This window comes from Paraburkholderia sp. BR14320 (assembly GCF_040948665.1).
Classification (GTDB): domain Bacteria; phylum Pseudomonadota; class Gammaproteobacteria; order Burkholderiales; family Burkholderiaceae; genus Paraburkholderia; species Paraburkholderia youngii.
Genome location: NZ_JBFPKG010000008.1, coordinates 53,737 through 80,380 on the forward strand (window position 1 = coordinate 53,737; position 26,644 = coordinate 80,380).

The window sequence follows — 26,644 nt, forward strand, 5'->3', positions numbered from 1 at the left end:
GCCCGCACCAAGTCGCGCGCCCGTCTCCCGGCGCTAGCCGTGCGCCCCGGCTACGCTGGCCGGCGCCGGCGTCTGCGTCGAACCGGAAGTCGCCGCAGGCCGATGGACGAGCGAAGCGTCGCCCGGCGAATCGTCGCCCGGCGAATCGTCGCCAGGCAGTACCGACGTATCCCAGCCGCCGCCGAGCGCCTTCACGAGCGCGACGCTCGCGGCCATCCGGCGGCGTGCGATCGACACGGCGTTGCGCTCGTTGGTGAGCGTGGTCGTCTGCGCGACGACCACGTCGAGGTAGGTGATCGCGCCGTTCCGGTAGCGGTCCGACACGACCGCGAGCGCGCGCCGCGCGGCCGCGACCGCGTCGTCCTGGGCAGCGGCTTCCTGTTCCAGCACGCGCAGCGCGGCGAGATTGTCCTCGACCTGGCCGAACGCGTTCAGCACCGTTTGCCGATATTGCGCGACGCTTTCGTCGTAGTGCGCGCGCGCCTGATCCTTGACGGCCGCGCGGCCGCCGAAGTCGAGCAGTGTGCCCGCGAGCGTCGGCCCGAGCGACCACAGCCGGCTCGGCGCGAGCAGCCATTGGCTGTAGTTGGTCGCTTCGAGTCCGCCCGTCACGGCCAGCACGAGATTCGGGAAAAACGCCGCGGTGGCCACGCCGATCTGCGCATTCATCGCGGCGACGTGCCGCTCGGCCGCCGCGATATCGGGACGCCGCTCGAGCAAGCCGGACGGCACGCCGGCCGCCGCGACGACCGGCACCGCGACGAGCGGCGCGACCGGCAGCGTGAAGGTCGACGGCGGCTGGCCGATCAGGATCGCGATCGCATGTTCGAGCTGCGCGCGCTGCACGCCGAGATCGAGCGCCTGCGCCTGGGTCGTCTTCAGCTGCGCTTGTGCCTGCGCGACATCGGCATCGGTCGCGATGCCGCCGGCGTAGCGATGCTGCGTCAGTTCGAGCGCCTCCTGGTAGGCCTTGATCGTGTCGTCGAGGAGTCGGCGCTCCTGATCGAGTCCGCGCAGCTCGAAGTAATCGGTGGCGAGCTCGGCCTGCATCGACAGCAGCGCGGCGTCGACGTCGGCGGCGCTCGCCTGCGCGCCAGCCTTCGCGCCTTCGACGCTGCGCGACACGCGGCCCCACAGGTCCGGTTCCCACGACGCGTCGACCTGCACCAGATAGTCGTTCAGCGCGAGACCGGCGGTCGATTTATGCAGCACGTTCTCCGAGGTCCGCCTGCGCGACATGAAACATTTCCTTCGCGGGGCCGCCCGAGCTGCCCGCGTCGATCAGCGCGCCGACGTCGACGTTGCGCGCGGTCACGGTGCCGTCGAACGGTGCATAGACCTTCTGGAACGACTGCGTCTTTTCGAGTCGCGCGACGTTGAAACGCGCGGCGTCGAGCGTGGCTTTTTTCGCGAGCATGTCGCCGACTTTCTCGTCGGTCTCCTGTTTTGACACCGACTTGCTTTTGAACATATCCGTCCAGCGATCCGCGGTGCTCTTCGCCAGCGCGTAATTCGCTTCGGCGTTCGCGAGATCGGCGCGGGCGGCGCGCAACTGGTCGTCGATTTCGGGCGTGTCGATTTCCGCGAGCAACTGGCCGCTCTTCACGCGCGCGCCGATGTCGGCGTACCACTTCTTCAGATAGCCGTTGGTGCGCGCGTAGATCGGCGTGTCGAGGAAGGCCTGCACGTTGCCGGGCAACGTCAGATCGAACCCGGCCGACGACTTTTGCGGCTGCACGACTTCGACGCTTAACTGGCTCGTGTGCTCGGCATCGCGTTCGAGCGCCGCATGCGCATCGTGGCGCGACCAGATCCCTTGCGCGGCGAGCGCGAGCACCGCGACGGCGGCGGCAATCATGATCAGGCGCGTGCGCCGCGCTTTCGCCGGATCATGCGCGGCGTGGCCGCCAGAGCCCGATCCTGAACCCGAGCCGCCGGGACGTTGTGCTTCCATCAAGCTTCCCCTTCGAAATTGCATGGGCAGTCGAGGCTGCCTCTTGTGTCGTGGCATCGCATGATGCGCGTGCCGGCCGGAACGGTTATCGCGTGCGGGACGTTCATGGCTTCTGCACCACGTGTTCCGCGGCGCGCTGATGCCGCGCCGCGAGCCGTCGATAGATCATCGAGAACACGACTGGCACGAAGATCAGCGTGGCCAGCGTGCCGACCGCGAGCCCGCCGATCACCGCGCGCCCGAGCGGCGCATTCTGCTCGCCGCCTTCGCCGAGACCGATCGCCATCGGCACCATGCCGATCACCATCGCAAGCGCGGTCATCAACACCGGGCGGAAGCGCGTGAAGCCCGCTTCGATCGCCGCGCGGGTCGCGTCGCCGTGCAGCAGCAATTGTTCGCGCGCGAAGCTGATCACCAGAATCGAGTTCGCGGTCGCGATGCCGATACACATGATCGCGCCGGTGAGAGCAGGGATCGACAGTGTGGTGTGCGTGAGGAACAGCATCCACACGATGCCCGCGAGCGCGCCCGGCAGCGCGGTGACGATGATGAACGGATCGAGCCACGACTGGAAATTGACGACGATCAGCAGATACACGAGCAGCACCGCGAACAGCAGACCGGCGAGCAGGCCCGAGAACGACTCGTTCATCGTTTGCACCTGGCCGCGCAGTTCGATCGTCGAGCTCTTCGGCAACTCGGCTTTTGATTCGTCGATGATCCTGCGGATGTCGTCGGACACGCCGCCGAGATCGCGGCCGTCGGCGGTGCCGTAGATGTCGATCGTGGTTTGCGCGTTGTAGTGCGTGAGCACCGCGTTGCTGGCTTCGCGGCGCATTGTCGCGAGCGAGCCGAGAATGTTGTTGCGGCCGTTGGCGTTCAACGGAATGTTCGCGAGCGATTGCAGCGAATCGATCGTGTATTGCGGCGCTTCCGTGATCACGTTGTAGCTGACGCCGTTGCGCGGATTGAGCCAGAACGTCGGCGTGGTCTGCTGGCTGCCCGACAGCGTGATCAGCAGATTGCTCGCGATATCGCGCTGCGAAAAACCCGCTTGCTGCGCGCGCGTGCGATCGACGTCGATGAAAATCCGCGGCAGATCGGCGGGCTGCTGGATGCGCGCATCGACGAGGCCCGGCACCGTGCGCAGACGGTTCAGCAGCTTCGCGGCGAACGCACGATTGGCGGCCGCCTCACGGCCGACGATCTGGATATCGATCGCCGACGGCATGCCGAAGTTCAGCGTCTGACTGACGATATCGGCCGGCAGAAACGCGAACTGCACGCCGGGGAATTCGTCGGTGAGCGTGCGCCGCAAGGTGCGCACATAGCCGGCGCTCGGATGATGTTCGGGGTTCAGCGTGATCAGGATGTCCGAGTCGGAGGTGCCGATCGTGCCCGTGTTGCTGTACGACAGGTTGATACCCGACACCGGCAGGCCGATGTTGTCGATGATCGAATGCAGTTCGCCGGCCGGAATCAGCTGACGGATGCGCGCATCGACACGATCGGTCAGCACCGCCGTTTCCTCGACCCGCATGCCGGTTTTCGCGCGCATGTGCAGTGCGATCGTGCCGGCATCGACGGCGGGGAAAAAGTCGCGGCCGATAAACGGCAACAACAGCAGCGACGCGCCACAGCACACGAGAAACAGCGTAACGAACAGGCCCGGCCGCGCCACGCGCGCTTCGAGAAACACGCGATAGCGCTCGCGCAAACGCGAGAAACCGCGTTCGAACGCGTAGTGCACGCGCATGAACGGATTGCGCGTTTGCGCCGGCGCGTGATGCAGATCAGCGGGCTTGTGGTGATAGCGCAGCAGATACTTCGCGAGCGTCGGCACGAGCGTACGCGAGAAGAAGTACGACGCGAGCATCGCGAACACCACCGCTTCGGCGAGCGGAATGAACAGGTAGTGCGCGACACCGGTGAGCAGAAACATCGGCACGAACACGATGCAGATCGACAACGTCGACACCAGCGTCGGAATCGCGATCTGATGCGCGCCGTCGAGAATCGCCTGTTCTAGCGTCTTGCCCTGTTCGAGCTGATGGCTGATGTTCTCGATCGCGACGGTCGCATCGTCGACCAGAATCCCGACCGCGAGCGCGAGCCCGCCGAGCGTCATGATGTTGATCGTCTGGCCGAGCGCGGACAACGCGATGATCGACGTGATCATCGACAACGGAATCGATACCGCGATGATCAGCGTTGCGCGCCAGTTGCCGAGGAACAGCAGAATCATCAGGCCCGTCAGACACGCGGCGATCAGCGCTTCACGCAGCACGCCCTCCACCGATGCACGCACGAACAGCGACTGGTCGGCGACAGGGTCGATATTCAGCGACGGCGGCACCAGATTGCGCAGCGTCGGCATCATCGTCTTGATACGGTCGACGATATCGAGCGTGGACGTGTTGCCGCTTTTGTTGATCGTCAGCAGCGCGGCGCGCTGGCCGTTCACGCGCACGATGTTGGTCTGCGGCTGGTAGCCGTCGCGCACGTGTGCGACGTCGCGGATATAGACGGTGCCGTTTGCGGTGGTGCGGATCGGAATGTTGTTCAGCCCGGCGAGCGAATCGGGGCTGCCGTTCATTACCACAGAGTACTCGGTCGAGCCGATCTTCGCGGTGCCCGAAGGCAGAATCAGGTTCTGCGCGGAGACCGCGCTGACCACGTCCATCGGCGACAGATTGCGCTCCTGCAACTTGCGCGAATCGATATCGATCATGATCTGCCGTTGCTTGCCGCCATACGGCAGCGGCGCGGATGCACCGGGCACGGTGGCGAGCTGCGTCTTCAGGAAGTTATTGCCGAAGTCGAACAGCTCCTGCTCGGTCAGCGACGCGGACGACAACGCGAGCCGCAGAATCGGTACCGTCGACGCGTTGTAGCGCAGGATGAACGGCGGCGTGATGCCGGGCGGCAGCGAGCGCACTTGCGACTGCGACAGCGCGGTGACCTGCGCGAGCGCTTCGTCGATATTCGCGCCCGGCTGGAAAAAGATCTTGATGACCGTGATGCCGTTCAGCGACGTCGATTCCGTGTGTTCGATATCGTTGACCGCCACCGACAAGCCGCGCTCGTAGTTCAGCGCGATGCGCCGCTCCATTTCGTCGGCGGGCAGGCCGTTGTACGACCAGATCACCGACAGCACCGGAATATCGATGTTCGGAAAGATGTCGGTGGGTGTGCGCAGAATCGTCAGTGGCCCGACGATCAGCAATAGCAACGCCAGCACGACGAACGTATAGGGGCGCCGTAGCGCGAGACGAACGATCCACATGACTAGCGCAGACTAATGAAATCAGCGGCGGCCGCGCCGCGCGGATCGGAAACGCAGGCGCGCCCGTCGGCGCGAAGGCAGGTGCGAAGCTGCGCGTTAGCCGCATCTTGCAGATCGTTCTGGTAATGCACGTTTTTGATGTCTCCCCCCGACAGGGTTTATGATGGTCTTCATTACGACGTCTGACGCCGAGATCATCGGCCGTGCGCAGCGCAATGGGAATAGGGCGAAACGACTGGTAAAAGCCTTCTATTCGCCTTCCCAAAGCCCCGCAAAGCGGGAACAATGACTCGAACCTCTCACGCGCCATGCGCGCGACAGATTAAGTGCGCACGCAACGTCCAATGCGAAGCGGCGTTTTTATCATCACCTCGACCGGCGTGAAATCATAAAGCCGGCTAAGGGAAGCGGGGAATTATCATGGAAGTCGGTTCCATTGTCCGATCGGTACATATCGCCGTGCCGCAAGGCGCGCGCGGAATCGTCATGCGCATTCTTGGCGACATGGCGATGGTGGCGTGGTACGCCGGCGAGCCCGGCGCATCGCGGCAGCTCAACACCGAACCCTTTTTCCTCGAAGATCTGATCGATACCGGCGACCTGATACGTCCGGCCGGCGCGCAGACGCATTGAACGAGAGGCTTATCTGTTGCTCATTGTCGTTGTGTGACACGCAGGAGCGGGCTGTAGTGATGTTGTAAGGTGAGATCGGCTCGCCGGCATCGCTGCGGGTCGATGCGCGCGTCGATCCACGGCGCGCCGCAAATCAGCCCGTATTTCTAGCGATGCCCCGCACGTATTACGAGCCGTCGCCCTCGTCTTTAGCCGCGGCGCGGCGCACAATGCGGGGCATGAACGACACCATTCCCGATAATCCCCATCCTGAGGCCGGCGCCGATGGCGCCGTGCCGTTCGCGCGGCTCACGCCGGAAACCGTGCTGGACGCGATCGACGGCGTTCTCGCAACGACCGGCGTGCGGACCGACGGCCGTCTGCTGCCGCTCAACAGCTACGAAAATCGCGTGTATCAGGTCGGCGTCGAAGACGGTCCGCCCGTGGTCGCGAAGTTCTATCGTCCCGAGCGCTGGAGCGACGCGGCGATTCTCGAAGAGCACGCGTTCGTCGCCGAACTCGCCGCGCGCGAGATCCCGGCCGTGACCGCGCGCGTGCTCGATGGCCGCACACTGCATAGCTTCGACGGTTTCCGCTTCTCGGTCTTCGAGCGACGCGGCGGCCGCGCGCCGGACCTCGACCGGCGCGACACGCTCGAATGGCTCGGACGTTTCATCGGGCGCATTCATGCGATCGGACAGACCCAGGACTACGCGGAACGTCCCACGCTGAACATCGACACGTTCGGCTACGAGCCGCGCGACTTCCTGCTCGCGCATCGTTTCGTGCCCGACGACTTGCGCACCGCGTGGGAAACCGTCGTGAATCTCGCGCTCGAAGGTGTCGCGCGTGCGTTCGAGCGGGCCGGCGAGATTCGCACGTTGCGTCTGCACGGCGACTGTCATCCGAGCAACGTGTTGTGGACCGATGCGGGCCCGCATTTCGTCGATTTCGACGACAGCCGCATGGGTCCCGCGATTCAGGACCTGTGGCTGCTGTTGCCGGGCGAACGCGCGGAGGCGTCGCGCGCGCTCGCCGATCTGCTCGCCGGCTACGAGGATTTCTGCGAGTTCGAGCCGCGCGAACTGCATCTGATCGAAGCGCTGCGCACGTTGCGGCTGATTCACTATCAGGCGTGGCCCGCGCGCCGCTGGAACGATCCGGCGTTTCCGGCCGCGTTTCCATGGTTCAACACGCAGCGCTACTGGGAGGATCGCATCCTCGAGATGCGCGAGCAGATCGGCGCGATGCAGGAAGGGCCGTTGTGGCCGGTTTGACGCGTTGACGCGTTGACGCGTTGATGTTCAAGGCGCCTGCGACGCCACGTTCGACGACTCCACCAGCGTCGACCTGACGATCACCTCCGCGCGCACGTCCCGTCCGATCGCTTCGATCGCGGGACGCATGCGCGTGAAATCATCGGGCGTGCAGACGTCGCTGTCGAAATGGGTGGCGCCGTCGCGCGTCATCGTGACCACGTTGCTGAGCGGATCGAACGCGTACTCCGACGTGAAATCGACGAAGCGGTCCTGCGTGCGTTGCGCCTCCGGCATGTCGAGCACGCGGAAGTTGGCCGGCAGCTCGATGCGCGCGCGTTCGTGGATCGCGAGGTTGTGACACACGAACGGCTGCGTGCGCTTGCGTTCGCCGAGCCAGTAGCGCGTATCAGCCTCGACGCCGCCGCCGAGGCTCGTCAGGGCCGGGATCGATGCGGTCATGCCGGTCACCACAAGACTTTCCAGTGTGCCTTTCATCGTCAGCGTGAGCGGGCCGTCGGCCGCGCTGAGGTCGCTCGTCATCAGCGTCGCGGTGCCGCGCAGATTCGCGTTGCGCAGCTCGGCCTGAATCGATTCCTCTCGTTGCGCGGGCGTTTGCGTGCGCAGCCGCGCGCGGGCCTGCTCGGCGTACGGTCCGGCATCTTGCAGCCGATACGTGAAGCTCGCCGAGCCGTCAGGTTCGATCTTGATCGCGAGATCGGTGCTGCGCGACATCTGCGCGGTGGCCGGTGTTTGCGCGAGTACGCCGTCGTCGATCAACACGGTAGGACGGTCCATATCGGACGAAGGCAGAAAACCGAACTCGACGTTCGACGCGGTCGAATCCGCGTACATCTGCAAATCGGGCAGCCACGTGATCGCATGATTGATGACGCCGTAGCCGGGTACACTCGGCAGCGTGTAGATCGTGCCGCTGCTGATCAGCGCCGGCTCGTTGCGCACGCCGACCGTGTCGAGCAGCGCGCCGTAGAGCGCGACGTGGTCCTTGCAATCGCCATAGCGGTTCGCGAGGATGGCGCTCGCGCTGTGCGGCACGACGGAGCCGCGTCCGACGTAGATCGCGACTTAGCGGATGTTGCGGCGCACCCAGTCGTATAGCGTTTTGGCTTTGTCGCGCGGGGTGTGATCGTGCGCGGTCAACTTTTGCGCGAGCTGGGTGATCGCGGCGTCGTGCGTGCCCGGGTCGGCTGCGGAACTGCGATAGGACGCGGCGAACGCGGCATAGCTCGGAAAGGTCGACACCATCAGCCGATCCCCGTACGACACGTATGCAATCGAGCCGCGTTCGAGCCGGTCGAAATGCGCCTTGTCGTAGCGGAATTCGTAGCGCGTGCGGCCGTCGCGCGTGATGGGCGTCACCGCGCTGAAGCCACGGGCGTCCGCGTACAGCGGCTTGTCGGCGGGCAGGTCGTAGATCAGGCGGAAGTTGCGGGTCGGCGCGAGATCGGGCGGCGTGAAGTCGCTGAATTCGCCCGGCACGATCGGCTGATGCTGCGTCTTGCGGTACGTCAGATGCACGCGCGCGCCGGGTTCGACCGCGGGGAACACGATCACCTTTTCCTGGATGTCCTGGAACATCGGCGCGTCGAAAGAGCGGACTTCCTGCACGTCGCGGATCTGCTCGGGTGCTACGTCGTGACGTTTGCCGTCGGCGGTGACCGTGTAGGCCTCGAGGATCTGCACGTCGGCCATGTTGCGGTTGAACCAGACGTATTGCTGCGCGACCCGCTCGACACCGGCTTCGTTGTTCACGCGCAGCGTCATCGAATCGAGCTTCGCATACGAGCCGTCCGCGTTGATGGTGAAGGTCTGCGTCTCGCCCTCGTTGGTATAGGGGTCGTCCAGTTTGACCGGCGCGCTCGCGCTCGCGGCATCGATGCCGGCCAGCCAGCCGGCGGTGGCAAGGACCACGAAGCAGAGTCGCATGACGGCAGGTATCCCCGGACGGCGGCGTTGACGGCATCGCCAGCTAGCGTCGTTTCGCGCCGCGCGGATGTCAAGCGGCTGGCGCGCATTGGGAGGCGACTCGAAGATTGCCCGGCGGGTATGCACTGCGCGCCCACGGCGTCACGACATTGAGTCAAACACTTAATTGTGTAATGATAATGTTTCTCAATTGAAAGGCATCGCAAGCTTTTTGTCACGCTACTCCCCTGTGACTCGCCAGCCAGCCCTTCGCGCGGATCGCCCGGATCACAAGCCGGCCGGTCCGCCTGTTCTCACTCGAATTCTTCCTACCGCTCTAGCCTGGAGTCCGTTTTGAACGCGCCTGAATCGATCGATCTGAAACCTACCGTCGCCGCGCCGGGCGTCCCCAGGCCGGGCGCCACCGCGCAACAGGCGCCGCGGCGGCAGCGTTCGCGTCGTGCGACCTTCATCAAGGGGCTGCGCAACGTGCATGGCTGGATCGGCTTGTGGGGCGCGGTGCTCGGGCTGATGTTCGGCGTGACCGGCTTCCTGCTCAATCATCGCGCCGGTCCGCTGAAAATTTCGACGGGGGCGCCGCAGGTCGAGGAAATGCAGATCGCGGTGCCTGAGAAGCCGCTGCACTCGCCGGCAGAGATGGCGAAGTGGCTGCAACGCGAGTTGAAGATCGACGGCAAGCCGGGGCGCGCGAAGCGCGAGCCCGCGCATCCGGTCGCATGGGGCGATCACCGCACCATTCAGCCTGAGCAATGGCAGGTCGGCATCATGGGCCCGGGGCAGACCGTGCAGGCCGAGTACTGGGTCGGCAACGGCTTCGTGACGGTGAAGCACACGCGCAACTCGTTTTTCGCGACGCTGAGCAATCTGCACAAGGGCGTGGGTCTCAGCGTCGGGTGGGTGCTGTTGATCGACACGATCGCGGGCAGCCTGATTCTGCTGTCGCTGACCGGCGTGCTGCTGTGGACCGAATTGAATAAACGCCGCGTGGTGGGCGTGGTACTGGTGAGCGGCTCGGTGATCGCGGCAGTGGTTTGCGGCTTGATGTGAGCGCGGAAGGCACGTCGGGTTCCCTCCGCCTGGTTCGTTGAACGCGGCAGGCTACACGCTGCAGGCGGCGCCACCCGACGCCGCAATCTCCCGCGCAGCCTTCGCCCCTTCGACCTGCAATAGCGTCGGCAGCGACACGCCATTCTTGGCCGCCGTCACCTCCGCCAGAATCGACACCGCAATTTCAGGCGGCGTCCTGCTGCCGATATAAATGCCGACGGGCCCATGCAAACGGGCCAGTTCGGCTTCCTTCAGATCGAACTCCTTCAGGCGCTCGCGTCGCGCTTGATTGTTGCGGCGTGAACCGAGCGCGCCGACATAAAACGCCGGCGTCTTCAATGCTTCCATCAGCGCGAGATCGTCGAGCTTCGGATCGTGCGTGAGCGCGATCACCGCGCAGCGCTCGTCGAGCTTCATGTCGATCACGGTATCGTCCGGCATCGTGCGGACGATCTTCGTGCCCGGCACGTCCCATTCCTCGGTGTATTCCTCGCGCGGATCGCAGACCGTCACCTGATAATCGAGCCCCACCGCGATGTGGCACAAGTAGCGCGACAACTGCCCGGCGCCGATCACGAGCATCCGATAGCGCGGACCGTGGATCGTCAGCAGACGCTCACCGTCGAAATGCACGCCGTCGGTCGCCTGCGCGTTGTCGAGCCGCACCGCGCCCGTCGCCATGTCGAGTTCGCGGGCGACGAGCCGGCCGTTTTCGACCGCATGACACAGCTCGGCGATGCCGCTTTGCCGTGTCAACGGTTCGAGCACGAGCTGGATCGTGCCGCCGCACGGCAGCCCGAAGCGATGCGCCTCCTCGGCCGTGATGCCGTACTTCACCGCTTCCGGATGCGTCTGCTCGATGCCCCGCTGCCGTACGCGGTCGATCAGATCGTCTTCGATGCAGCCTCCCGACACCGACCCCACCACGAGGCCGTCGTCGCGCACTGCGAGCATCGCGCCCTCGGGACGCGGCGACGAGCCCCACGTCTTCACGACCGTCACGAGGAGCGCGCGATGTCCGTCCTCCAGCCAGCGGGCGCTGGTTTTCAGAACTTCGAGATCCACGCTGTCCATGATTTCTTCCCCTTCTTTGCTTCGTCGCCGGACTCTCCGTCCGCGGCGTCGTTCGATTCCGCTTGCGCAGACGCTGACGCGGCTTCCGCTTCGGTAGCCACCGAAGCGTCGCCGTCCGTTGCTTCACCAGCGCTATTCTCACCCGAGAGCTGGGCGCTGAAGCGCTTGAAAAACTCCCCGGCAATCTTGCGCGCCGCACCGTCGACGAGCCGCGAGCCGATCTGCGCGAGCTTGCCGCCGACCTGCGCGTTGGCGGTGTAGGAGAGCTTCGTCGCGGCATCGCCGTCGGCTTCGAGCGTGACCTGCGTATTGCCCTTCGCGAAGCCGGCCGCTCCACCCTGGCCTTCGAACACGATCGTGTAGGCGTTCGGTGCGTCGATGTCGGTCAGTTGCATGCGCCCCTTGAAGCGCGCCTTGACCGGGCCGACCGCCGCGCTCAGCGTGACCAGGTACGCGTTTTCGCCGTCCGGGTCGATGCTTTCGCAACCGGGGATGCACGCGCGCAGAATTTCGGTGTCGTTCAACGCGTCCCACGTTTGCTGCTGCGCGACCGGCAGCGTATGAGTTTCGCTCAATTCCATGACGTTGCTCCTGCGAGTGTCGTCGCGGCGACGGCGTGGCGAGGCGTGCGCGTCAATTGCGCGAGATCGCGGCCGAACGCTGCGAGACTGTCTAGATTATGAACCGGACGATGCGCGTCGACATACGGCAGGATCGCCTGCACGCCGCGCGCCTTGGGAGTAAAACCGCTGAACCGCAGCAGCGGATTGAGCCAGACGATGCGATGCGCGAAACGTGCGAGACGTGCCATTTCGGCATCGAGCACGTCGATCGCTTCGTGATCGAGACCGTCGGTGACGAGCAGCACCGTTGCACGACCGGTGAGCACGCGGCGCGCCCAGCGTCGGTTGAATTCGGCGAGCGCCGCGCCGATGCGCGTGCCGCCCGACCAGTCGACCACCTGATCGCTGAGCGTCGCGATCGCGACGTCGGGATCGCGTTCGCGCAATGCGCGCGTCGCGTTCGTGAGCCGCGTGCCGAACAGAAACACCTGCAGACGTTCGCGCGACTGCAACAACGCGTGGCAGAAGTACAGCACCGCGCGCGAGTAGTTGCTCATCGAGCCGGAAATGTCGAGCAGCAGCACGAGCGGCGGCTTGCGCTCGACCCTCGCGCGATACTTCCACACGGTCCAGTCGCCACCGGCGCGCACCGCGTGCCGCGCGCTCGCGCGCAGGTCCGCATGGGTGCCGTGCGAGGCCGCCTTCAGGCGCCGCGTCGGTTCCATGGCGAGCGGCAGCCGCTGGCCGCGGATCAGATGACGCAGCGTGCGCCATTCGTCGGCGCTCAGTGTGTCGAAATCGCGATGACGCAGCCGCTCCTCCGCGCTGAACGTCAGCTGTGCATGCAACTCGTGCTGCTCGGTTTCCTGCGGCGCATTCAGATGCGGCGACGGCGGCATGCGTACCGCGAGCGCATCGGCGAGACGGTTGTTGCGCTTCGGCGGCGGCAGCCCGTCGCGCACTTTCGGCAGCAGCAGCGCGCGCAGCTTGCCTTCCCAATCGGGGTCGCGCCAGAACAGATCGAATGCGGCATTGAAGAGCTCGCGTTCGTCGGGCGCGGTGACGAGCAGCGCGGCAAGCGCGGCGCGCACGTCATCGCGGCGGCCGAGATCGATCCACTGCAACGCGGCGAGCGCGTCGACGGCTTGTGCGGGCGACATCGGCAAACCGGCGCCGCGCAGCACGCGCACGAAATGAACGACGTTGCGCGCGAGCATGGGCGCGGACTGCTGGTTCGCGCCGTCGTGTCTGCCTATGCCGATGTCGTTCGCCATTGCCGACGACCCTCACCCGGCCAGACACTGCGCGATCTGCGCGGCATCCACGCGCGCGAGATCGTCCTGATACTTGAGCAGCACCCCGAGCGTGTTCTGCACCGATTGCGGATCGAGCTCCGTGACCGACAGCGCTTCGAGCGCGCGGCACCAGTCGATCGCTTCGGCGATGCCGGGCGCCTTGAACAGGTCCATGCCGCGCAGCCGATGCACGAAGTCGACCGCGCGCCGCTGCAATTGCGCCGACGTTTGCGGCGCGCGCGCGGCCACGATCTCGAGTTCGCGCTCGCGATCCGGATAGCCGATCCATTGATACAGACAGCGGCGCTTCAACGCGTCGTGCACTTCGCGCGTGCGGTTCGACGTCATGATGACGAGCGGCGGCTGTGCGGCGCGCACGGTGCCGTACTCGGGAATCGATACCTGGAAATCCGAAAGCAGTTCGAGCAGGAAGGCCTCGAACGGTTCGTCGGCGCGGTCGATTTCGTCGATCAGCAGCACGCGTCGCGCGCCGGGATGGTTTTCGTCGGGCATCAGTGCCTGTAGAAGCGGACGCTTCAGCAGGAATTCACCGCGATACAGCGTGTCGTTGTCGGGGCGTTCGCCGCTCGCTTCGGCGAGCCGCAGCGCCATGATCTGGCGCGGGTAGTCCCACTCATAAAGCGCGCTCGCGGTGTCGAGGCCTTCATAGCATTGCAGCCGCAGCAGCGTGGTGCCGAGCATGCCGGCCGCCGCTTTCGCGAGCTCGGTCTTGCCGACCCCCGGCTCGCCTTCGACGAACAGCGGCCGCTCCATGCGCAGCGCGAGATACAGCGCGGTCGCGAGTTCGCGGCTCGCGAAATAGCGCTGGGCGGCGAGTTGGGCGAGGGTGTCGTCGATCGAAACCGGCTGCATGATGGTCCTGAGTCTGCGCGACAGGCCATGACACGGCGCGGCGCGAGTGAAGAACGCAATGGACGCGAACTCGGCGTCGAACTCTGGCGCCGGCTCGCGAAAGGAACGAAGCCGGCTTGCGCGCGCCGTGATGCGCACGAACGCAAGCCTAGCCGCCTAGCGAGTATCGCTAGGCATTTGCCTTCGTGACCGCGCGCGCGGCGAGCAGCGGAATCAGATGTGCGCGATACGCGGCGCTCGCGTGCATGTCCTCATTGAGCTCGTCGGGCGACACGCTGACCGCGCGTGCCGCCTCGGGCGTGAAGTTTGCCGACAGCGCGCTTTCGAGCTCGGGCACGCGAAACACCGACGACGCCGCGCCCGTCACCGCGACCCGCACACCGCCTGCGGACTTCGCGACGAATACGCCGACCAGCGCGAAGTGCGAGGCCGGATTGCGGAATTTCTCGTACGCGGCACGCTCGGGCACCGGAAACTCGACGGCGACGATCAGCTCGTCGGGCGCGAGCGCGGTCTCGTACATGCCGACGAAGAAATCGCCCGAGGCGATGCGCCGCCGGTCCGTGACGATCGTCGCATCCAGGCCCATCGCCGCGGCCGGGTAACACGCGGCCGGATCGTTGTTCGCGAGCGAGCCGCCGATCGTGCCGAGCGCGCGCACCTGGCGATCGCCGATGTTCGAAGCCAGCTCCGCGAGAGCGGGCAACACGCGCCGCACGTCCGCGTGGTCGGCGACGTCGGCGTGACAGACGGCCGCGCCGATCGTCACTTTGTTCGCGTCGACGCTGATCGTCTTGAGCGCGGGAATGCGTGTGACGTCGATCAGCTGCGACGGCTGCGCGAGACGCAGGCGCATGGTCGGCAGAAGGCTCTGGCCGCCGGCGAGGAACTTCGCTTCGCTGTCGGCGGTGAGGGCTGCGGCGGCCGCTTGCGGATCCGTCGCGCGTTGATACTCGAATGAATACATGTCGAATGCTCCGCTCAGGATCGTTGGGTCAGGCTTGCTTCGCCGCTTGAATCGCGGACCACACGCGATGCGGTGTGGCCGGCATCTGCAGATTGGTCACGCCAAGCGGCGCGAGCGCGTCGATGATCGCGTTGATCACGGCCGGCGGTGAGCCGATCGCGCCCGCTTCGCCGCAGCCTTTGACGCCGAGCGGGTTGTGCGTGCACGGCGTGCCCTTCGAGGTCTCGACCGTGAAGTCGGGCAGATCGGACGCATGCGGCATCGCGTAGTCCATGTACGAGCCGGACAGCAGCTGGCCGCTGTCGTTGTCGTACACGCAGCGCTCGAGCATCGCCTGGCCGATGCCTTGCCCGAGCCCGCCATGCACCTGGCCTTCGACGATCATCGGATTGATCACGTTGCCGAAATCGTCGACCGCGGTGAACTTCTGGATGCGGCTCTCGCCGGTGTCCGGATCGACTTCGATCTCGCAGATGTACGCGCCCGATGGATACGTGAAGTTGGTCGGATCGTAGAACGCGCTTTCTTCGAGGCCCGGTTCGAGCACGTCGAGCGGATAGTTGTGCGGCACGTAGGCGGCGAGTGAAATTTCCGCGAACGCCTTCGTGCGGTCGGTACCCGCGACGCGGAACATGCCGTTCTTGAACTCGATGTCTTCCGCCGACGCTTCGAGCAGATGCGCGGCGATTTTCTTCGCCTTCGCTTCGATCTTGTCGAGCGCCTTCGAGATTGCCGAGCCGCCGACTGCGATCGAACGCGAGCCATACGTGCCCATGCCGAACGCGATGCGACCCGTATCGCCGTGCACGATTTCGACGCTGTCGAGCGGAATGCCGAGGCGATCTGCGACCACTTGCGCGAAGGTCGTCTCATGGCCTTGGCCATGACTGTGCGAACCCGTGAACACGGTGACCGAACCGGTCGGGTGCACGCGAATCTGGCCGACCTCGAACAGGCCCGCGCGCGCGCCGAGCGCGCCCGCGATGTTCGACGGCGCGAGACCGCATGCCTCGATGTAGCACGAGTAGCCGAGGCCGCGGCGCTTGCCGTTCTTTTCCGATTCCTGCCGGCGCGCGGCGAAGCCTTCGACGTCCGCGAGCGTCAGCGCGCGCGACAGAATCGCGTTGTAGTCGCCGGTGTCATAGGTGAGGCCGACCGGGGTCGCGTACGGGAACTGCGTGATGAAGTTGCGGCGGCGAATTTCCGCGGGGTCGAGCTTCATCTCGCGCGCCGCGGCTTCGACCAGACGCTCGACGACGAACGTCGCTTCCGGCCGGCCCGCACCGCGATACGCATCGACGGGAACGGTGTTGGTGAAGACCGCCTTCACTTCGGCGTAGATCGCGGGCGTTGCATATTGGCCGGCGAGCAGCGTCGCGTACAGGATTGTCGGCACGCTCGACGCGAACGTCGACAGATATGCGCCCATGTTGGCGATCGTATGCACGCGCATCGCGAGGAACTTGCCGTCGGCGTCCATCGCGAGCTCCGCCTTGGTCACGTGATCGCGGCCGTGCGCGTCGGAGAGGAACGCCTCGGAGCGCTCGGCTGTCCATTTGACCGGCCGGCCGATCTTCTTCGATGCCCACGTGAGCGCGACGTCTTCCGCGTACAGGAAGATCTTCGAGCCGAAGCCGCCGCCGACGTCCGGTGCGATCACGCGCAGCTTCGATTCCGGCAGCGACAGCACGAACGCGGCCATCAGCAGCCGCTCGACGTGAGGATTCTGATTCGCAACGTACAGTGTGTAGCTGTCGTCCTGCGCCGAATAGCTCGCGTTGACCGCGCGCGGTTCGATCGCGTTAGGCACGAGGCGGTTGTTGACGATGTCGAGCGTGGTCACGTGCGCGGCTTTCGCGAACGCGGCGTCGGTCGCGGCCTTGTCGCCGTGGCCCCAGTTGTAGCAGACGTTGTCGGGCACTTCGTCGTGCACTGCCGCCTGACCCGGGTCGGCCGCATGCGCGGTATCGACGACGGCCGGCAGTTCTTCGTAATCGACCTCGATCAATTCGGCCGCATCTTTGGCGGCCTTGATCGATTCGGCGATCACGAGCGCGATCTGGTCGCCCACATGCCGCGCCTTTGTATGCGCGATCACCGGATGCGGCGGCTCGTTCATCGGCTTGCCGTCGGTGCTGTGGATCAGCCAGCCGCACGGCAGTCCGCCGACCTTCTCCGCCGCGAGGTCCGCGCCGGTGAAGATCGCGACCACGCCCGGCGACTGTCTGGCCGCGCTCGTGTCGATGCTGTTGATCTTCGCGTGCGCGTGCGGCGAGCGCAGGAAGACCGCGTAGGTTTGCTGCGGCAGCACGATGTCGTCGGTGTACTGGCCTTTGCCGGTCAGGAAGCGATAGTCTTCCTTGCGTTCGACGGCGGCGCCGATCAGGCTCTGTGTATCGGGTGCGTTCATCGTCGGCTCCTCAGGCGGTTGCGCCGGTGGCATTCGCGCCGGCATTTGCGCTCGATGCTGCGGACGCCTTCATACCCGCGGCGCCTTCGAGCACGGCCTTGACGATGTTGTGATAACCGGTACAGCGGCACAGATTGCCGTCGAGCTGTTCGCGCACTTCGTCGCCGGTCAGATCGGGTTGACGCTGCACCAGCGACACCGCGCTCATCACCATGCCCGGCGTGCAGAAGCCGCATTGCAGACCGTGGCAGTGTTTGAACGCGGCCTGCATCGGATGCAGCGCGCCATTGGGCGCGAGCCCTTCGATGGTCGTGACTTCGGCGCCATCGGCTTGCGCGGCGAGGATGTTGCAGGACTTGATCGCGCGGCCGTTTAGATGCACGGTGCAGGCGCCGCATTGCGCGGTATCACAGCCGACGTGGGTGCCGGTCAGACGGAGTTGATCGCGCAGGAACTGGACAAGCAGGGTGCCAGGGTCGACTGAGGCGCTCACGGGTGCGCCATTGACCGTCAGACTGATGCTGATCGCCATGAAGCTGTCTCCTTTGTCGACCGCGGTTAGCGCTTTAGCGCTTACCGCGGTCCCATGCGGTTTAAACGCGATTGATCGGAGCGAGCGCTTCGGCGTATCGATCCCCGCCTCCACGCTGACCACGATCCCATGCAAGATAGTTGCTGTGGGTGAGACCGGACCTGTGATTGTTGTTGCCCCTGCTTTTGCTTCGACTGCGAGTGACTGCGGTTCGCGAGGTCCGATGAGGGTGCTGCGGGTTTTACAAGTCTGCCGAAAAGTAAAGCACAAATCGCGCGGACGCGCTATGAGGGGAAGTGTGTCGGCGCGCGCGAGCGCACGTAGAGAAGATGGGGGCCACGGAACGGGACGCCGCAAAGACAAGCGCCCCGTCTGCAGGGCATGACGGGGCGCTTCGATAGATCAGCGGAAAGCGATGCCGCGCTCGCGAGCATTCAGCTCATTGGCGCGGCCTCGTCGAAAACGGCGCTTTACTTTGCCAGTTTCGAATGACGGCGCGAGTAGCCGATATAGACGACCATGCCGATCGCGAGCCAGATCAGGAACGCGCCCCACGTGATGCCTTGCAGGTTCAGCATCAGGAACAGGCACGATGCGACCGCGAGCACCGGCACGACCGGTACGCCCGGGCAACGGAACGCGCGCGGCAGCTCGGGGTGGGTCTTGCGCAGCACGAGCACCGCGATCGACACCATCGAGAATGCCGCGAGCGTGCCGATGTTGATCAGTTCAGCCAACACATTGAGCGGCACCAGCGCGCCGATCAGGCCGAAGAAGATGCCGACGAGCCACGTTGTGAAGAACGGCGTCGCGAAGCGCGCATGCACTTTCGACAGCTTCGCGGGCAGCAGGCCGTCGCGCGACATCGCGAAGATCACGCGCGTCTGACCGTAGGCCATCACGAGAATCACGGTCAGCATGCCGAGCACGGCGCCGAGGTCGATGAAGCCCGCGACCCAGTTTTGCCCCGCGAGCTGCAGCGCGTACGACACCGGATGCGAAATGCCCATGAACTTCTCGGACGGCACGATGCCGGTGACGACCGCGGCCACGGCCACGTACAGCACCGCGCACACGCCGAGCGACGCGATGATGCCGATCGGCAGATCGCGCTTCGGGTTCTTCACCTCTTCCGCCGCCGACGACACCGAGTCGAAGCCGATGAACGCGAAGAACATCACGGCGGCCGCGCCGAACACGCCGCTCCAGCCGTGCGGCATGAACGGGTGCCAGTTGGCCGGCGCGACGTGAAACACGCCGACGCCGATCACCAGCAGAACGACCACGACCTTGATCGCCACCATGATGTTGTTGATGCGCGCGGATTCGCGCACACCGACCGACAGCAGCGTGGTGATCGCCATCATCACGAGGAAGGCGGGCAGGTTGAACAGCGTTTCCTGTCCGGGGACGGCGCCGGGGGCCGCGGTCAGCGCCATCGGCAGCGACACGCCGAAGCCCGACAGCAGCGACTGCAGATAGCCGGACCAGCCGACCGACACCGCCGAGGTCGCGAGGCCGTACTCGAGCATCAGGTCCCAGCCGATGATCCACGCGGCCAGCTCGCCGAGCGTCGCGTACGAGTACGTGTAGATCGAACCGGCGACCGGAATCGTCGATGCGAATTCGGCATAGGCGAGCGCGGCGAAGCCGCAGGCGATCGCCGCGATCAGGAACGAGATCATCAGCGCGGGGCCGGCCTGCAAGGCGCCCGTGCCGGTCAGCACGAAGATGCCGGTGCCGATGATCGCGCCGACGCCGAGGAAAGTCAGGTCGAGCGCGCCGAGCGCCTTTTTCAGGCCGGCGGTCTGAGCGCTCGCCGCAAGCATGTGCTCGACGCTCTTTTTGCGAAACAGGGACATTGGCGTGGGTCTCCAGTGGTGCACGCGTGTTGCGCGCCGAATGTCGGGAAAACCCGCAATTCTAGCGGATGCGTGCCACTGGGCCGGTTCAAGGCGGCACTTCGTGGATTAGGGCGATGGGCGGAAACTCCCGCCAGGAGGGGGCTTCGGCGTGGTCTTGCGGTGCCGCGAGCGGGGCGGCAGTCAAGCTTTTACTGAATAGCCGATGGACGGGGACGGAATTTCTTCGTTTGCGCCGGCGCCGCGGTCGGGTCGGGCGACTGCGGCACAAGGCCGCAGGCACGGGAGGCGGCGCTTGCTGGCCTAGCCGGCCATCGCGGGATTCAGATCGACGAGGCGGTTGCTCATCACATAGAACGTGAGCTCGGCGTTGTTGCGCAGCTTCATCTTGTCCAGCAGCCGCGTGCGGTACACGCTGACCGTCTTCACCGACAGCGACAGCGTGGCCGCGATATCGGTGAGCCGTTTGCCCGACGCGAGCATGCACAGCGTCTGGTACTCGCGATCGGACAGCTTTTCGTGCGGCAACTGCTCGCCGTCGAACGACACGTAGTCGGCGAGCGCCTCGGCCATCTCGGGGCTCACGTACTTGCGGCCCGCGGCGACCTGCTGGATTGCGCCGATCATCTGCGCGGCGTCGACCGTCTTCGACAGATAGCCGGACGCGCCGGCCTTGAGCGCGCGCACCGCGTACTGGTCCTCGCGGTACATCGAGAACATCAGCACCGCGACGCGCGGCGCCTTGCGTTTCAGGCGCTTGAGCACCTCGACGCCATTCATGTCGGGCAGCGAGATGTCGAGCAGCACTACGTCGAAGCTGTGATGGACGACCGAGTCGAGCGCTTCGGAGCCGCTTTGCGCCTCGGCGACCTCGCGCGCGACTCCGCGATCGAGCAGCAGCTGGCGAACGCCCTGGCGGACCACCGCGTGATCTTCGACGATCAGGATGCGCAGGCTCATGGTCGCGTGCTCACGATTGCAGCGCGCGCCGGGCGGCGCGCGAGGCGGTGGCTGCCAACAGCGCGTGCCACGCGAAGCGGGCCTGGATCAAGGTGCCGCGCGGGGCGACGGCGCCGTTGCTGCGAGTGCCGCCGTCCTCGCCGCGACCAACCCGCGCGCGCCGCGCGCCGACCCGCAACGTGCCGTCGAATGCGGCGCAGCGCGCCTGCATGCCGGCGAGGCCGAAATGAGCGCCTGGTTCTTTCTGGCCACCGCGTTCGCGCGCGCCGCGCGGCAGGCCGATGCCGTCGTCGCTGACGATGAGCCTCAGATGACGCGTACCCGTTTCGATGCGCACATCGGCGCAACTCGCGCGTGCGTGCTTCGCGACGTTGTTCAGTGCTTCCTGCGCGGCGCGGAACACGGCGAGCGCGGCATCGGCGGGCAGGCGCGCAAGGCGCGCGTCGTCGGTGCAGGCGAAGGTGGTGCGCAAGCCGGTGCGCGTGGAGAAGTCGCGCACCCAGCACTTCAGTGCGCCGGCGAGGCCCGTCTCGAACGACGGCGCGTGCAGTTGCGCGATGGCCTCGCGGCTCGCCGCGTGCACGGCGTCGAGCGAACGGTTCGCGACTGCCAGCGCGGCCGCGCATTGCGGCGGCGCGTCGGCGGGCAGCCAGGTTTCGATGCCGGCGAGCGCGAAGCGCGTCGCGGTCAGCTCGGCGCCGACGCCGTCGTGCAACTCGCGCGCGACGTGGCGGCGTACGCTTTCCTGCGCGTCGACCAGTTCGGCCGACAGCTCGCGCACCCGCGCGCGCAGCCGCTCGATCTCGCGCGCGGCGTGCGACGGCATGTCGAAGCCATCACGCTGGGCGGCCGAGGCCAGCGCAGCGTTGAACGGGACGGCAGTCGACGTATCCATGAATTTCCCTCTCAGGAAGCGGAGTGGACAGCGAAGCGGGCGCGCAGACGAAATCAGCGCCTGCGAATCACGAGGTTTCGCGTCGGACGAAACACGATGGCCCAACGTAACGAAATTTACATTCAGTAACAACTCGGGTTGACGATGTTCAGTGCATGAATTCGCCTGATCTCGCGGCGCGATGATATCCCAAAAAGATTAAAAAAGCAGTCGCACCAAGGGTTAGCGCGCGGTTTGTAGAAATTACTTGATGTTTGTCATGCGCCCGCCGTGTCAGAGGAATTCTGACAGCGAAGGTGATTTAGCGGGGGGCAATTTGTAACGGAGCAACAAAAAAGGAGCCCGGAGGCTCCTTTTGTGGAATTCGCGGCGCGTGGGCCGCGAGAGGGAATGACGGTTTAGCCGACGAAGGCCTTTTCGACCACGTAATGACCAGGCTCGTTGTTGCTGCCTTCCTTGAAACCGGCGTCTTCGAGCAGCTTGCGCGTGTCGCGCAGCATGTGCGGGCTGCCGCACAGCATGACGCGGTCGTTCTCGAGCGAGAAACCCGGCACGCCGAGGTCGGCGAACAGCTTTTCGGTTTCGATCAGCTCGGTGATGCGGCCGCGGTTCTGGAACGCTTCGCGCGTGACGGTCGGGTAGTACAGCAGCTTTTCCTGCACGAGCTCGCCGAGGTGTTCATGCGCCGGCAGGTGCTCGGTGATGTATTCCTTGTACGCGAGTTCGTCGACGAAACGGCAGGTGTGCGTGAGCACCACGCGCTCGTAGCGGTCGTAAATGTCCGGATCCTTGATGATCGACATGAACGGCGCGAGGCCCGTGCCCGTGGACAGCAGCCACAGCGTCTTGCCCGGCAGCAGGTTATCGGCCACCAGCGTGCCGACCGGCTTCTTGCCGATCAGCACTTCGTCGCCGACCTTCAGATGCTGCAGACGCGACGTGAGCGGACCATCCTGCACCTTGATGCTGAGAAATTCGAGGTGTTCTTCGTAGTTCGCACTCGCGAGGCTGTAGGCGCGCAGCAGCGGCTTGCCGTCGACCTGCAGGCCGACCATCGTGAACTGGCCGTTTTCGAAGCGGAACGACGGATCGCGCGTGCAGGTGAAGCTGAAAAGCGTATCGGTCCAGTGATGGACGCTCAGGACGGTTTGTGAATTCAGGTTGCTCATGGCTTCTTGGATAGTGCGAAAACAAAGGCGGCCAGTCGTCTGAGCCGGCCGGCACGGCAAGGGCGATGCTGCGCTGATCCGTGGTCGGGACTCCCGCGCAATCCAGCATTTTACCGTGCCCGCCGGGCGGGGCCGCAGCGCGGCGCTCGAGCGTGGTAAAGCGGGTTGCCAAACCGGGAAGCGGCGGCGCCGGCTTGCTGGCGCCGCGAAGTACGTTGGCGTGAGTGCGGCCGTGCTTCAGCGGGGTACGGCGATTCGGCGAACGCCGCGCAGGGCGGCTGCCATTGGCTGTCCGGCAGGCGTGAAAGCAACGCGCCGCGTGGGCAACAATTTCAAGATGATACCCAAACGCGGCGTGCGCTGCAGCATTGACCTTGCTAGTAAGGCTGGCAAATGGGGCGGAACCGTCCCGGCGCCATCGGGATCGCCTCGCGTTCGGCTACCGGTTGCACGGCGCGATTTTTGGGGGAATACGCCTGACGTCACCTCGTTTACGCAGGACGCGAGTCGCGCGAAGCAAGGCAGTGCGGTGGGCTGCGCGACTCGTCCTGGCGGCTGCGACCGCCCCTGCGAGTAGGAGGTGTCAAATGGAAACTTCTCGTGCGATGTCTGCATTCGGTTCATATGCAGACTTCACCGGATTGGTGATACGGGCACGCGCATCGCGCCGCTTACGTCGTGCGGTGTGTCGAGCCGGTCTGCTGGTTTTATCGTTGGGGGCGGTCAGGGCCGAGGCGCAGCAGGTGATTTTGCCGCCGCAGTCCGTGACCTCGTCGACCGTTCCGTCCAACGGGGATGTCAATCCGTATGGCATGGCGTTCGTGCCGTTCGGCGTGCCGTCCTGGAGCACGCTCAAACCCGGCGATGTGGTGGTGTCGAACTTCAATGCGCAGTCGAACCTGCAGGGAACCGGCACGACGATCGTCAAGCTCGTGTCCAATAGCAATCCGGTGACCTTCTTTCAGGGAAGCAATCTCGGTCTCACGACGGCGCTCGCGGTGCTTCGAAGTGGCTTCGTGCTGGTGGGCAATGTGCCGACAACGGATGGCAAGAACGTCGTCCCACCGGGCTCGCTGCTCGTCATCAATCCGCAAGGCGGGCTCGTCACGGAACTGAAAGATAAGAAGCTGCTGGACGGCCCCTGGGATCTCACCGTGATCGACGGGGGGCAATTCGTCCGGGTCTTCGTCTCCGATGTGCTGAACGGAAAGGTCGCGCGGATCGATCTTGCGATCGGGGAGAACGGCGTTCAGATGCTGCCCAGCTCCACCATCATCGCGTCAGGCTATCTGCACCGCACCGATCCGGCGGCACTGGTGGTCGGCCCGACCGGACTGGCATACGACCCAACGCATGACGTGCTGTACGTCGCCTCGACAGGTGACAACGCGGTGTTCGCCATCTATGGCGCCGCGGGCGCGAATCACGATGGCGGCGTCGGCCGGATGATTTACCAGGACAACAAGCACCTGCACGGTCCGCTTGCGCTGGCACTCGCACCCAACGGGCATCTCGTCACCGCAAACGGCGACGCGGTCAACCCCGACCCGAATCAGCCCAGCGAAATCGTCGAGTTCACCGTCGACGGACAATTCGTCGCCCAATTGCAGGTCGATCCTTCGCCGGGCTCGGCGTTCGGCCTCGCCTTCGGCCTCGATAGCAACCGCCACCTGCAGTTCACGGCGGTGGACGACGCCACCAACACCGCGACGGTCTGGACGTTGCGCACGAACAATCAATAAGGAAACCGAGGACGACGATCGGGGACGTCCTGACGCGTCGGGGACACGTCACGGTCACACGGTTTCACGGCGGGTCTATCGGTACACAGATATAAGTCGGGGGCGGCGATTGTAGCGGCAAGCCTCAGTCAAATAAGGAAAATCTGTCCGATGGCATCGATGACGCCAATTCGCGGGTGCCGCTTGCTCACGCCGCCGCCGCCCGCCTTTTTCCACGCTGTTTCAACACGCGCGCCTGCAGCACGATCACGAGGAGCAGGAACACGCCGCGAATCACCGATTGCCAGTACGCGGATAGACTGATGAAGCCGAGCCCGTTCTCGAAGTTCAGCAGATTGAACACGAGGCCGAGCAGCAGCACGCCGGCGATCGTCATCGCGACGGAACCTTCGCCGCCGGTCAGCAGCGTGCCACCGAGCACGACCGCCGAGATCGCGAACAGCTCCCAGCCGACGCCTTCGTTCGGCTGCCCCGCGCCGAACTGCGCGGCGAGAATCACGCCCGCCATGCCGGCGAGCAGCCCGCTGACCGCATAGGCCATCACCAGCGTGCGGTCGACGTTCAGCCCCATCAGCCGCGCGGCCTCTTCGCTGCCGCCGATCGCGAGCGAGTGCCGCCCGAAGCGCGTGCTGCGCAGCGCGAGCCAGCCGGCCACCGCGGCGACCAGTGCGACCAGTCCCGGAATCGGTAATCCAAACAGGTCGCCCTGACCGAAGTTGCCGAAGTTCGAATCGGCCGCGATCGAGACCGCGTCGTTCTTGCCCAGCAACAGCGCGACGCCGTGCGCGCCGAGGCTCGTCGCGAGCGTGACGATGAACGGCAGGATCTTGAGCCGCGTGATGATGATGCCGTTCAGCACGCCGACCGCGAGGCCGGCCACGCAGCCCGCCAGCACCGCGACCCAGCCGCCGTAGACGCTCGTCAGCGCGGCGACCACGCTCGCGAGCGCTGCGACCGTGCCAACCGACAGATCGATACCGCCCGTGATGATCACGAAGGCCATGCCGATCGAGATCAGCGCGAACATCGAGTTGTAGCGCCAGAACGATGTGATGTTGTACGCCGAGCCGAAGTGGTCATAGCGCACGAGGCCAAAGACGACGAGCGCCGCGAGCGCGAGCAGGATGGGAAGATTCTTTTTCATCGCATCGGATCCGCAAAAGGTTGTCAGCGCGAGCGCCGCTGGACATAAACCGCCGCGACGATGATGCCGGCCTTCACGACGAGCGCGGCCGCATCGGGAATGCCGTGCGCGAGCAGCGTATAGCGCAGCAACTGGATGATCAGCGCGCCGATCAGCGTGCCGCCGATATACGCCTTGCCACCCGTCAGCGCGGTACCGCCGACCGCGACCGCCGCGATCGCATCGAGTTCGACGCCCAGCCCCACGACGTTCGCGTCCGACGACGAATTCACCGAGATCGAGATCAGCCCCGCGAGGCCCGCGAGCGCCGCGCACAGCGTGTACGCGATCATCTTGACGGCAGCGGTCGGCACGCCGCACAGATACGCGGCTTTCTCGTTGCCGCCGGTGATCAGCAGATACTGGCCGAACAGCGTCTTGCGCACGACCCACACGAATACGCCGACCAGCGCGAGCATCAGCAGCACCTGGAACGGCACGCCCGCGATCTTGCCGAGCGCGATCCATTGAAAGGCTGGCGTGTTGAACGCTTGCAGGCTGCCGTCGGTGACGACCTGCGCGATGCCGCGTCCGGCGATGAACAGCACGAGCGTCGCGACGATCGGCTGCACCGATAATCGCGTGATGAGCAGGCCGTTGAACACACCGCACAGGGCGGCCGCCAACACCGGCAGCACGAACGCGAGCGCGATGCCGAGCGGTCCCGCGATGTTGAGGAACAGCATCGGCGCGAGCGCGCCCGCAATCGCCATCGACGCGCCCACCGACAAATCGATGCCGCCGGTCGCCACGACCAGCGTCATGCCGATGCCGACGATCACGATCGTCACGACCTGCGTCATGTTCACGTTGAAGGTCTGCAGCGACCAGAAGTGCGGAGTGAAGATCAGGTTGAACAGCACCATCGCGAGCAGCACGATCACTTCGCGCTGCATCGCGAGATGGCGCCACTTCTGCACGGTGCTCGCGGACCGTGCGGGCGGCGTATCGGTCGATTGCATCATGTTGGTGTCGGCGCCCGACGCAGCGGCGCCCGGCGCCTCGCCGCGCAGCGGA

General features: G+C 65.3%; 20 protein-coding genes and 2 pseudogenes. 4 read left to right on the top strand and 18 right to left on the bottom strand.

Features of this window, described 5'->3' with window-relative positions; translation table 11 throughout:
- Positions 1-33 precede the first annotated feature (33 nt).
- From AB3X89_RS10730 to AB3X89_RS10740, 3 genes and pseudogenes are all read right to left on the bottom strand, one after another.
- Positions 34-1,236 (bottom strand): annotated as a pseudogene (locus AB3X89_RS10730) (efflux transporter outer membrane subunit); the annotation flags it as partial.
- A pseudogene (locus AB3X89_RS10735) lies at positions 1,223-1,954 on the bottom strand (efflux RND transporter periplasmic adaptor subunit); the annotation flags it as partial. The pseudogenes AB3X89_RS10735 and AB3X89_RS10730, both read right to left, overlap by 14 nt.
- Before the next feature lie 103 nt (positions 1,955-2,057).
- On the bottom strand, positions 2,058-5,240 hold the full coding sequence (locus AB3X89_RS10740; RefSeq protein ID WP_368583247.1) for an efflux RND transporter permease subunit: 3,183 nt from the start codon (positions 5,238-5,240) through the stop codon (positions 2,058-2,060).
- Between the two features lie 420 nt (positions 5,241-5,660).
- Between AB3X89_RS10740 and AB3X89_RS10745 the strand changes: the two genes are divergently transcribed.
- Complete coding sequence (locus AB3X89_RS10745) at positions 5,661-5,873, top strand: hypothetical protein (RefSeq protein ID WP_176109797.1); 213 nt, start codon at positions 5,661-5,663, stop codon at positions 5,871-5,873.
- 218 nt (positions 5,874-6,091) lie between these two features.
- The gene (locus AB3X89_RS10750; RefSeq protein ID WP_368583248.1) at positions 6,092-7,129 is read left to right on the top strand and encodes a serine/threonine protein kinase; all 1,038 of its coding nucleotides are present in this window, start codon (positions 6,092-6,094) and stop codon (positions 7,127-7,129) included.
- A gap of 27 nt (positions 7,130-7,156) precedes the next feature.
- Here the strand turns inward: AB3X89_RS10750 and AB3X89_RS10755 are convergent, their stop codons facing one another.
- Entirely contained in the window at positions 7,157-8,164 is a 1,008-nt protein-coding gene (locus AB3X89_RS10755) for a hypothetical protein (protein ID WP_368583249.1), read from the bottom strand.
- A gap of 30 nt (positions 8,165-8,194) precedes the next feature.
- Positions 8,195-9,055: a DUF3857 domain-containing protein gene (locus AB3X89_RS10760; RefSeq protein WP_368583250.1), complete on the bottom strand. Its 861-nt coding sequence runs from the start codon at positions 9,053-9,055 to the stop codon at positions 8,195-8,197.
- A 333-nt stretch (positions 9,056-9,388) separates the two neighbouring features.
- On the opposite strand from AB3X89_RS10760, the gene AB3X89_RS10765 reads away from it, so the two are divergent.
- Positions 9,389-10,102: a PepSY-associated TM helix domain-containing protein gene (locus AB3X89_RS10765; RefSeq protein WP_368583251.1), complete on the top strand. Its 714-nt coding sequence runs from the start codon at positions 9,389-9,391 to the stop codon at positions 10,100-10,102.
- Positions 10,103-10,153: 51 nt separating this feature from the next.
- Here the strand turns inward: AB3X89_RS10765 and AB3X89_RS10770 are convergent, their stop codons facing one another.
- From AB3X89_RS10770 to AB3X89_RS10820, 11 genes are all read right to left on the bottom strand, one after another.
- Positions 10,154-11,176, bottom strand: a complete 1,023-nt coding sequence (locus tag AB3X89_RS10770) for an XdhC family protein (RefSeq protein ID WP_368583252.1) — start codon at positions 11,174-11,176, stop codon at positions 10,154-10,156.
- Positions 11,149-11,757, bottom strand: a complete 609-nt coding sequence (locus tag AB3X89_RS10775; RefSeq protein ID WP_368583253.1) for a CoxG family protein — start codon at positions 11,755-11,757, stop codon at positions 11,149-11,151. Before AB3X89_RS10775 ends, AB3X89_RS10770 begins: the two co-directional genes overlap by 28 nt.
- A complete protein-coding gene (locus AB3X89_RS10780; protein WP_368583254.1) occupies positions 11,748-13,013 on the bottom strand; it encodes a VWA domain-containing protein in 1,266 nt (421 codons plus the stop codon). Before AB3X89_RS10780 ends, AB3X89_RS10775 begins: the two co-directional genes overlap by 10 nt.
- Positions 13,014-13,025: 12 nt before the next feature.
- Complete coding sequence (locus AB3X89_RS10785; RefSeq protein ID WP_368583255.1) at positions 13,026-13,907, bottom strand: AAA family ATPase; 882 nt, start codon at positions 13,905-13,907, stop codon at positions 13,026-13,028.
- Positions 13,908-14,076: 169 nt separating this feature from the next.
- Complete coding sequence (locus tag AB3X89_RS10790) at positions 14,077-14,874, bottom strand: xanthine dehydrogenase family protein subunit M (RefSeq protein ID WP_368583256.1); 798 nt, start codon at positions 14,872-14,874, stop codon at positions 14,077-14,079.
- A gap of 28 nt (positions 14,875-14,902) precedes the next feature.
- Positions 14,903-17,284 carry a xanthine dehydrogenase family protein molybdopterin-binding subunit gene (locus tag AB3X89_RS10795; RefSeq protein WP_368583257.1) on the bottom strand — a complete coding sequence of 794 codons (2,382 nt, stop codon included), beginning with the start codon at positions 17,282-17,284 and terminating at the stop codon, positions 14,903-14,905.
- 10 nt (positions 17,285-17,294) lie between these two features.
- Complete coding sequence (locus AB3X89_RS10800) at positions 17,295-17,816, bottom strand: (2Fe-2S)-binding protein (RefSeq protein ID WP_368583258.1); 522 nt, start codon at positions 17,814-17,816, stop codon at positions 17,295-17,297.
- 470 nt (positions 17,817-18,286) lie between these two features.
- The gene (locus AB3X89_RS10805; RefSeq protein WP_368583259.1) at positions 18,287-19,678 is read right to left on the bottom strand and encodes an amino acid permease; all 1,392 of its coding nucleotides are present in this window, start codon (positions 19,676-19,678) and stop codon (positions 18,287-18,289) included.
- Positions 19,679-19,981: 303 nt separating this feature from the next.
- Positions 19,982-20,638, bottom strand: coding sequence for a response regulator transcription factor RqpR (gene rqpR / locus AB3X89_RS10810; protein ID WP_176109785.1), 657 nt, complete (start codon positions 20,636-20,638; stop codon positions 19,982-19,984).
- A 10-nt stretch (positions 20,639-20,648) separates the two neighbouring features.
- The gene (locus tag AB3X89_RS10815; protein WP_368583260.1) at positions 20,649-21,533 is read right to left on the bottom strand and encodes a sensor histidine kinase; all 885 of its coding nucleotides are present in this window, start codon (positions 21,531-21,533) and stop codon (positions 20,649-20,651) included.
- Positions 21,534-21,931: 398 nt separating this feature from the next.
- Positions 21,932-22,702, bottom strand: coding sequence for a ferredoxin--NADP reductase (locus tag AB3X89_RS10820; RefSeq protein WP_018436901.1), 771 nt, complete (start codon positions 22,700-22,702; stop codon positions 21,932-21,934).
- Between the two features lie 605 nt (positions 22,703-23,307).
- Between AB3X89_RS10820 and AB3X89_RS10825 the strand changes: the two genes are divergently transcribed.
- On the top strand, positions 23,308-24,444 hold the full coding sequence (locus tag AB3X89_RS10825; RefSeq protein WP_368583355.1) for a hypothetical protein: 1,137 nt from the start codon (positions 23,308-23,310) through the stop codon (positions 24,442-24,444).
- Positions 24,445-24,631: 187 nt separating this feature from the next.
- Here AB3X89_RS10825 and AB3X89_RS10830 read toward each other — a convergent pair whose 3' ends face one another.
- Together AB3X89_RS10830 and AB3X89_RS10835 are read right to left on the bottom strand one after the other, a co-directional pair.
- Positions 24,632-25,588, bottom strand: coding sequence for an ABC transporter permease (locus tag AB3X89_RS10830; protein WP_368583261.1), 957 nt, complete (start codon positions 25,586-25,588; stop codon positions 24,632-24,634).
- A 23-nt stretch (positions 25,589-25,611) separates the two neighbouring features.
- On the bottom strand, positions 25,612-26,592 hold the full coding sequence (locus AB3X89_RS10835) for an ABC transporter permease (RefSeq protein WP_368583356.1): 981 nt from the start codon (positions 26,590-26,592) through the stop codon (positions 25,612-25,614).
- Positions 26,593-26,644 lie beyond the last annotated feature (52 nt).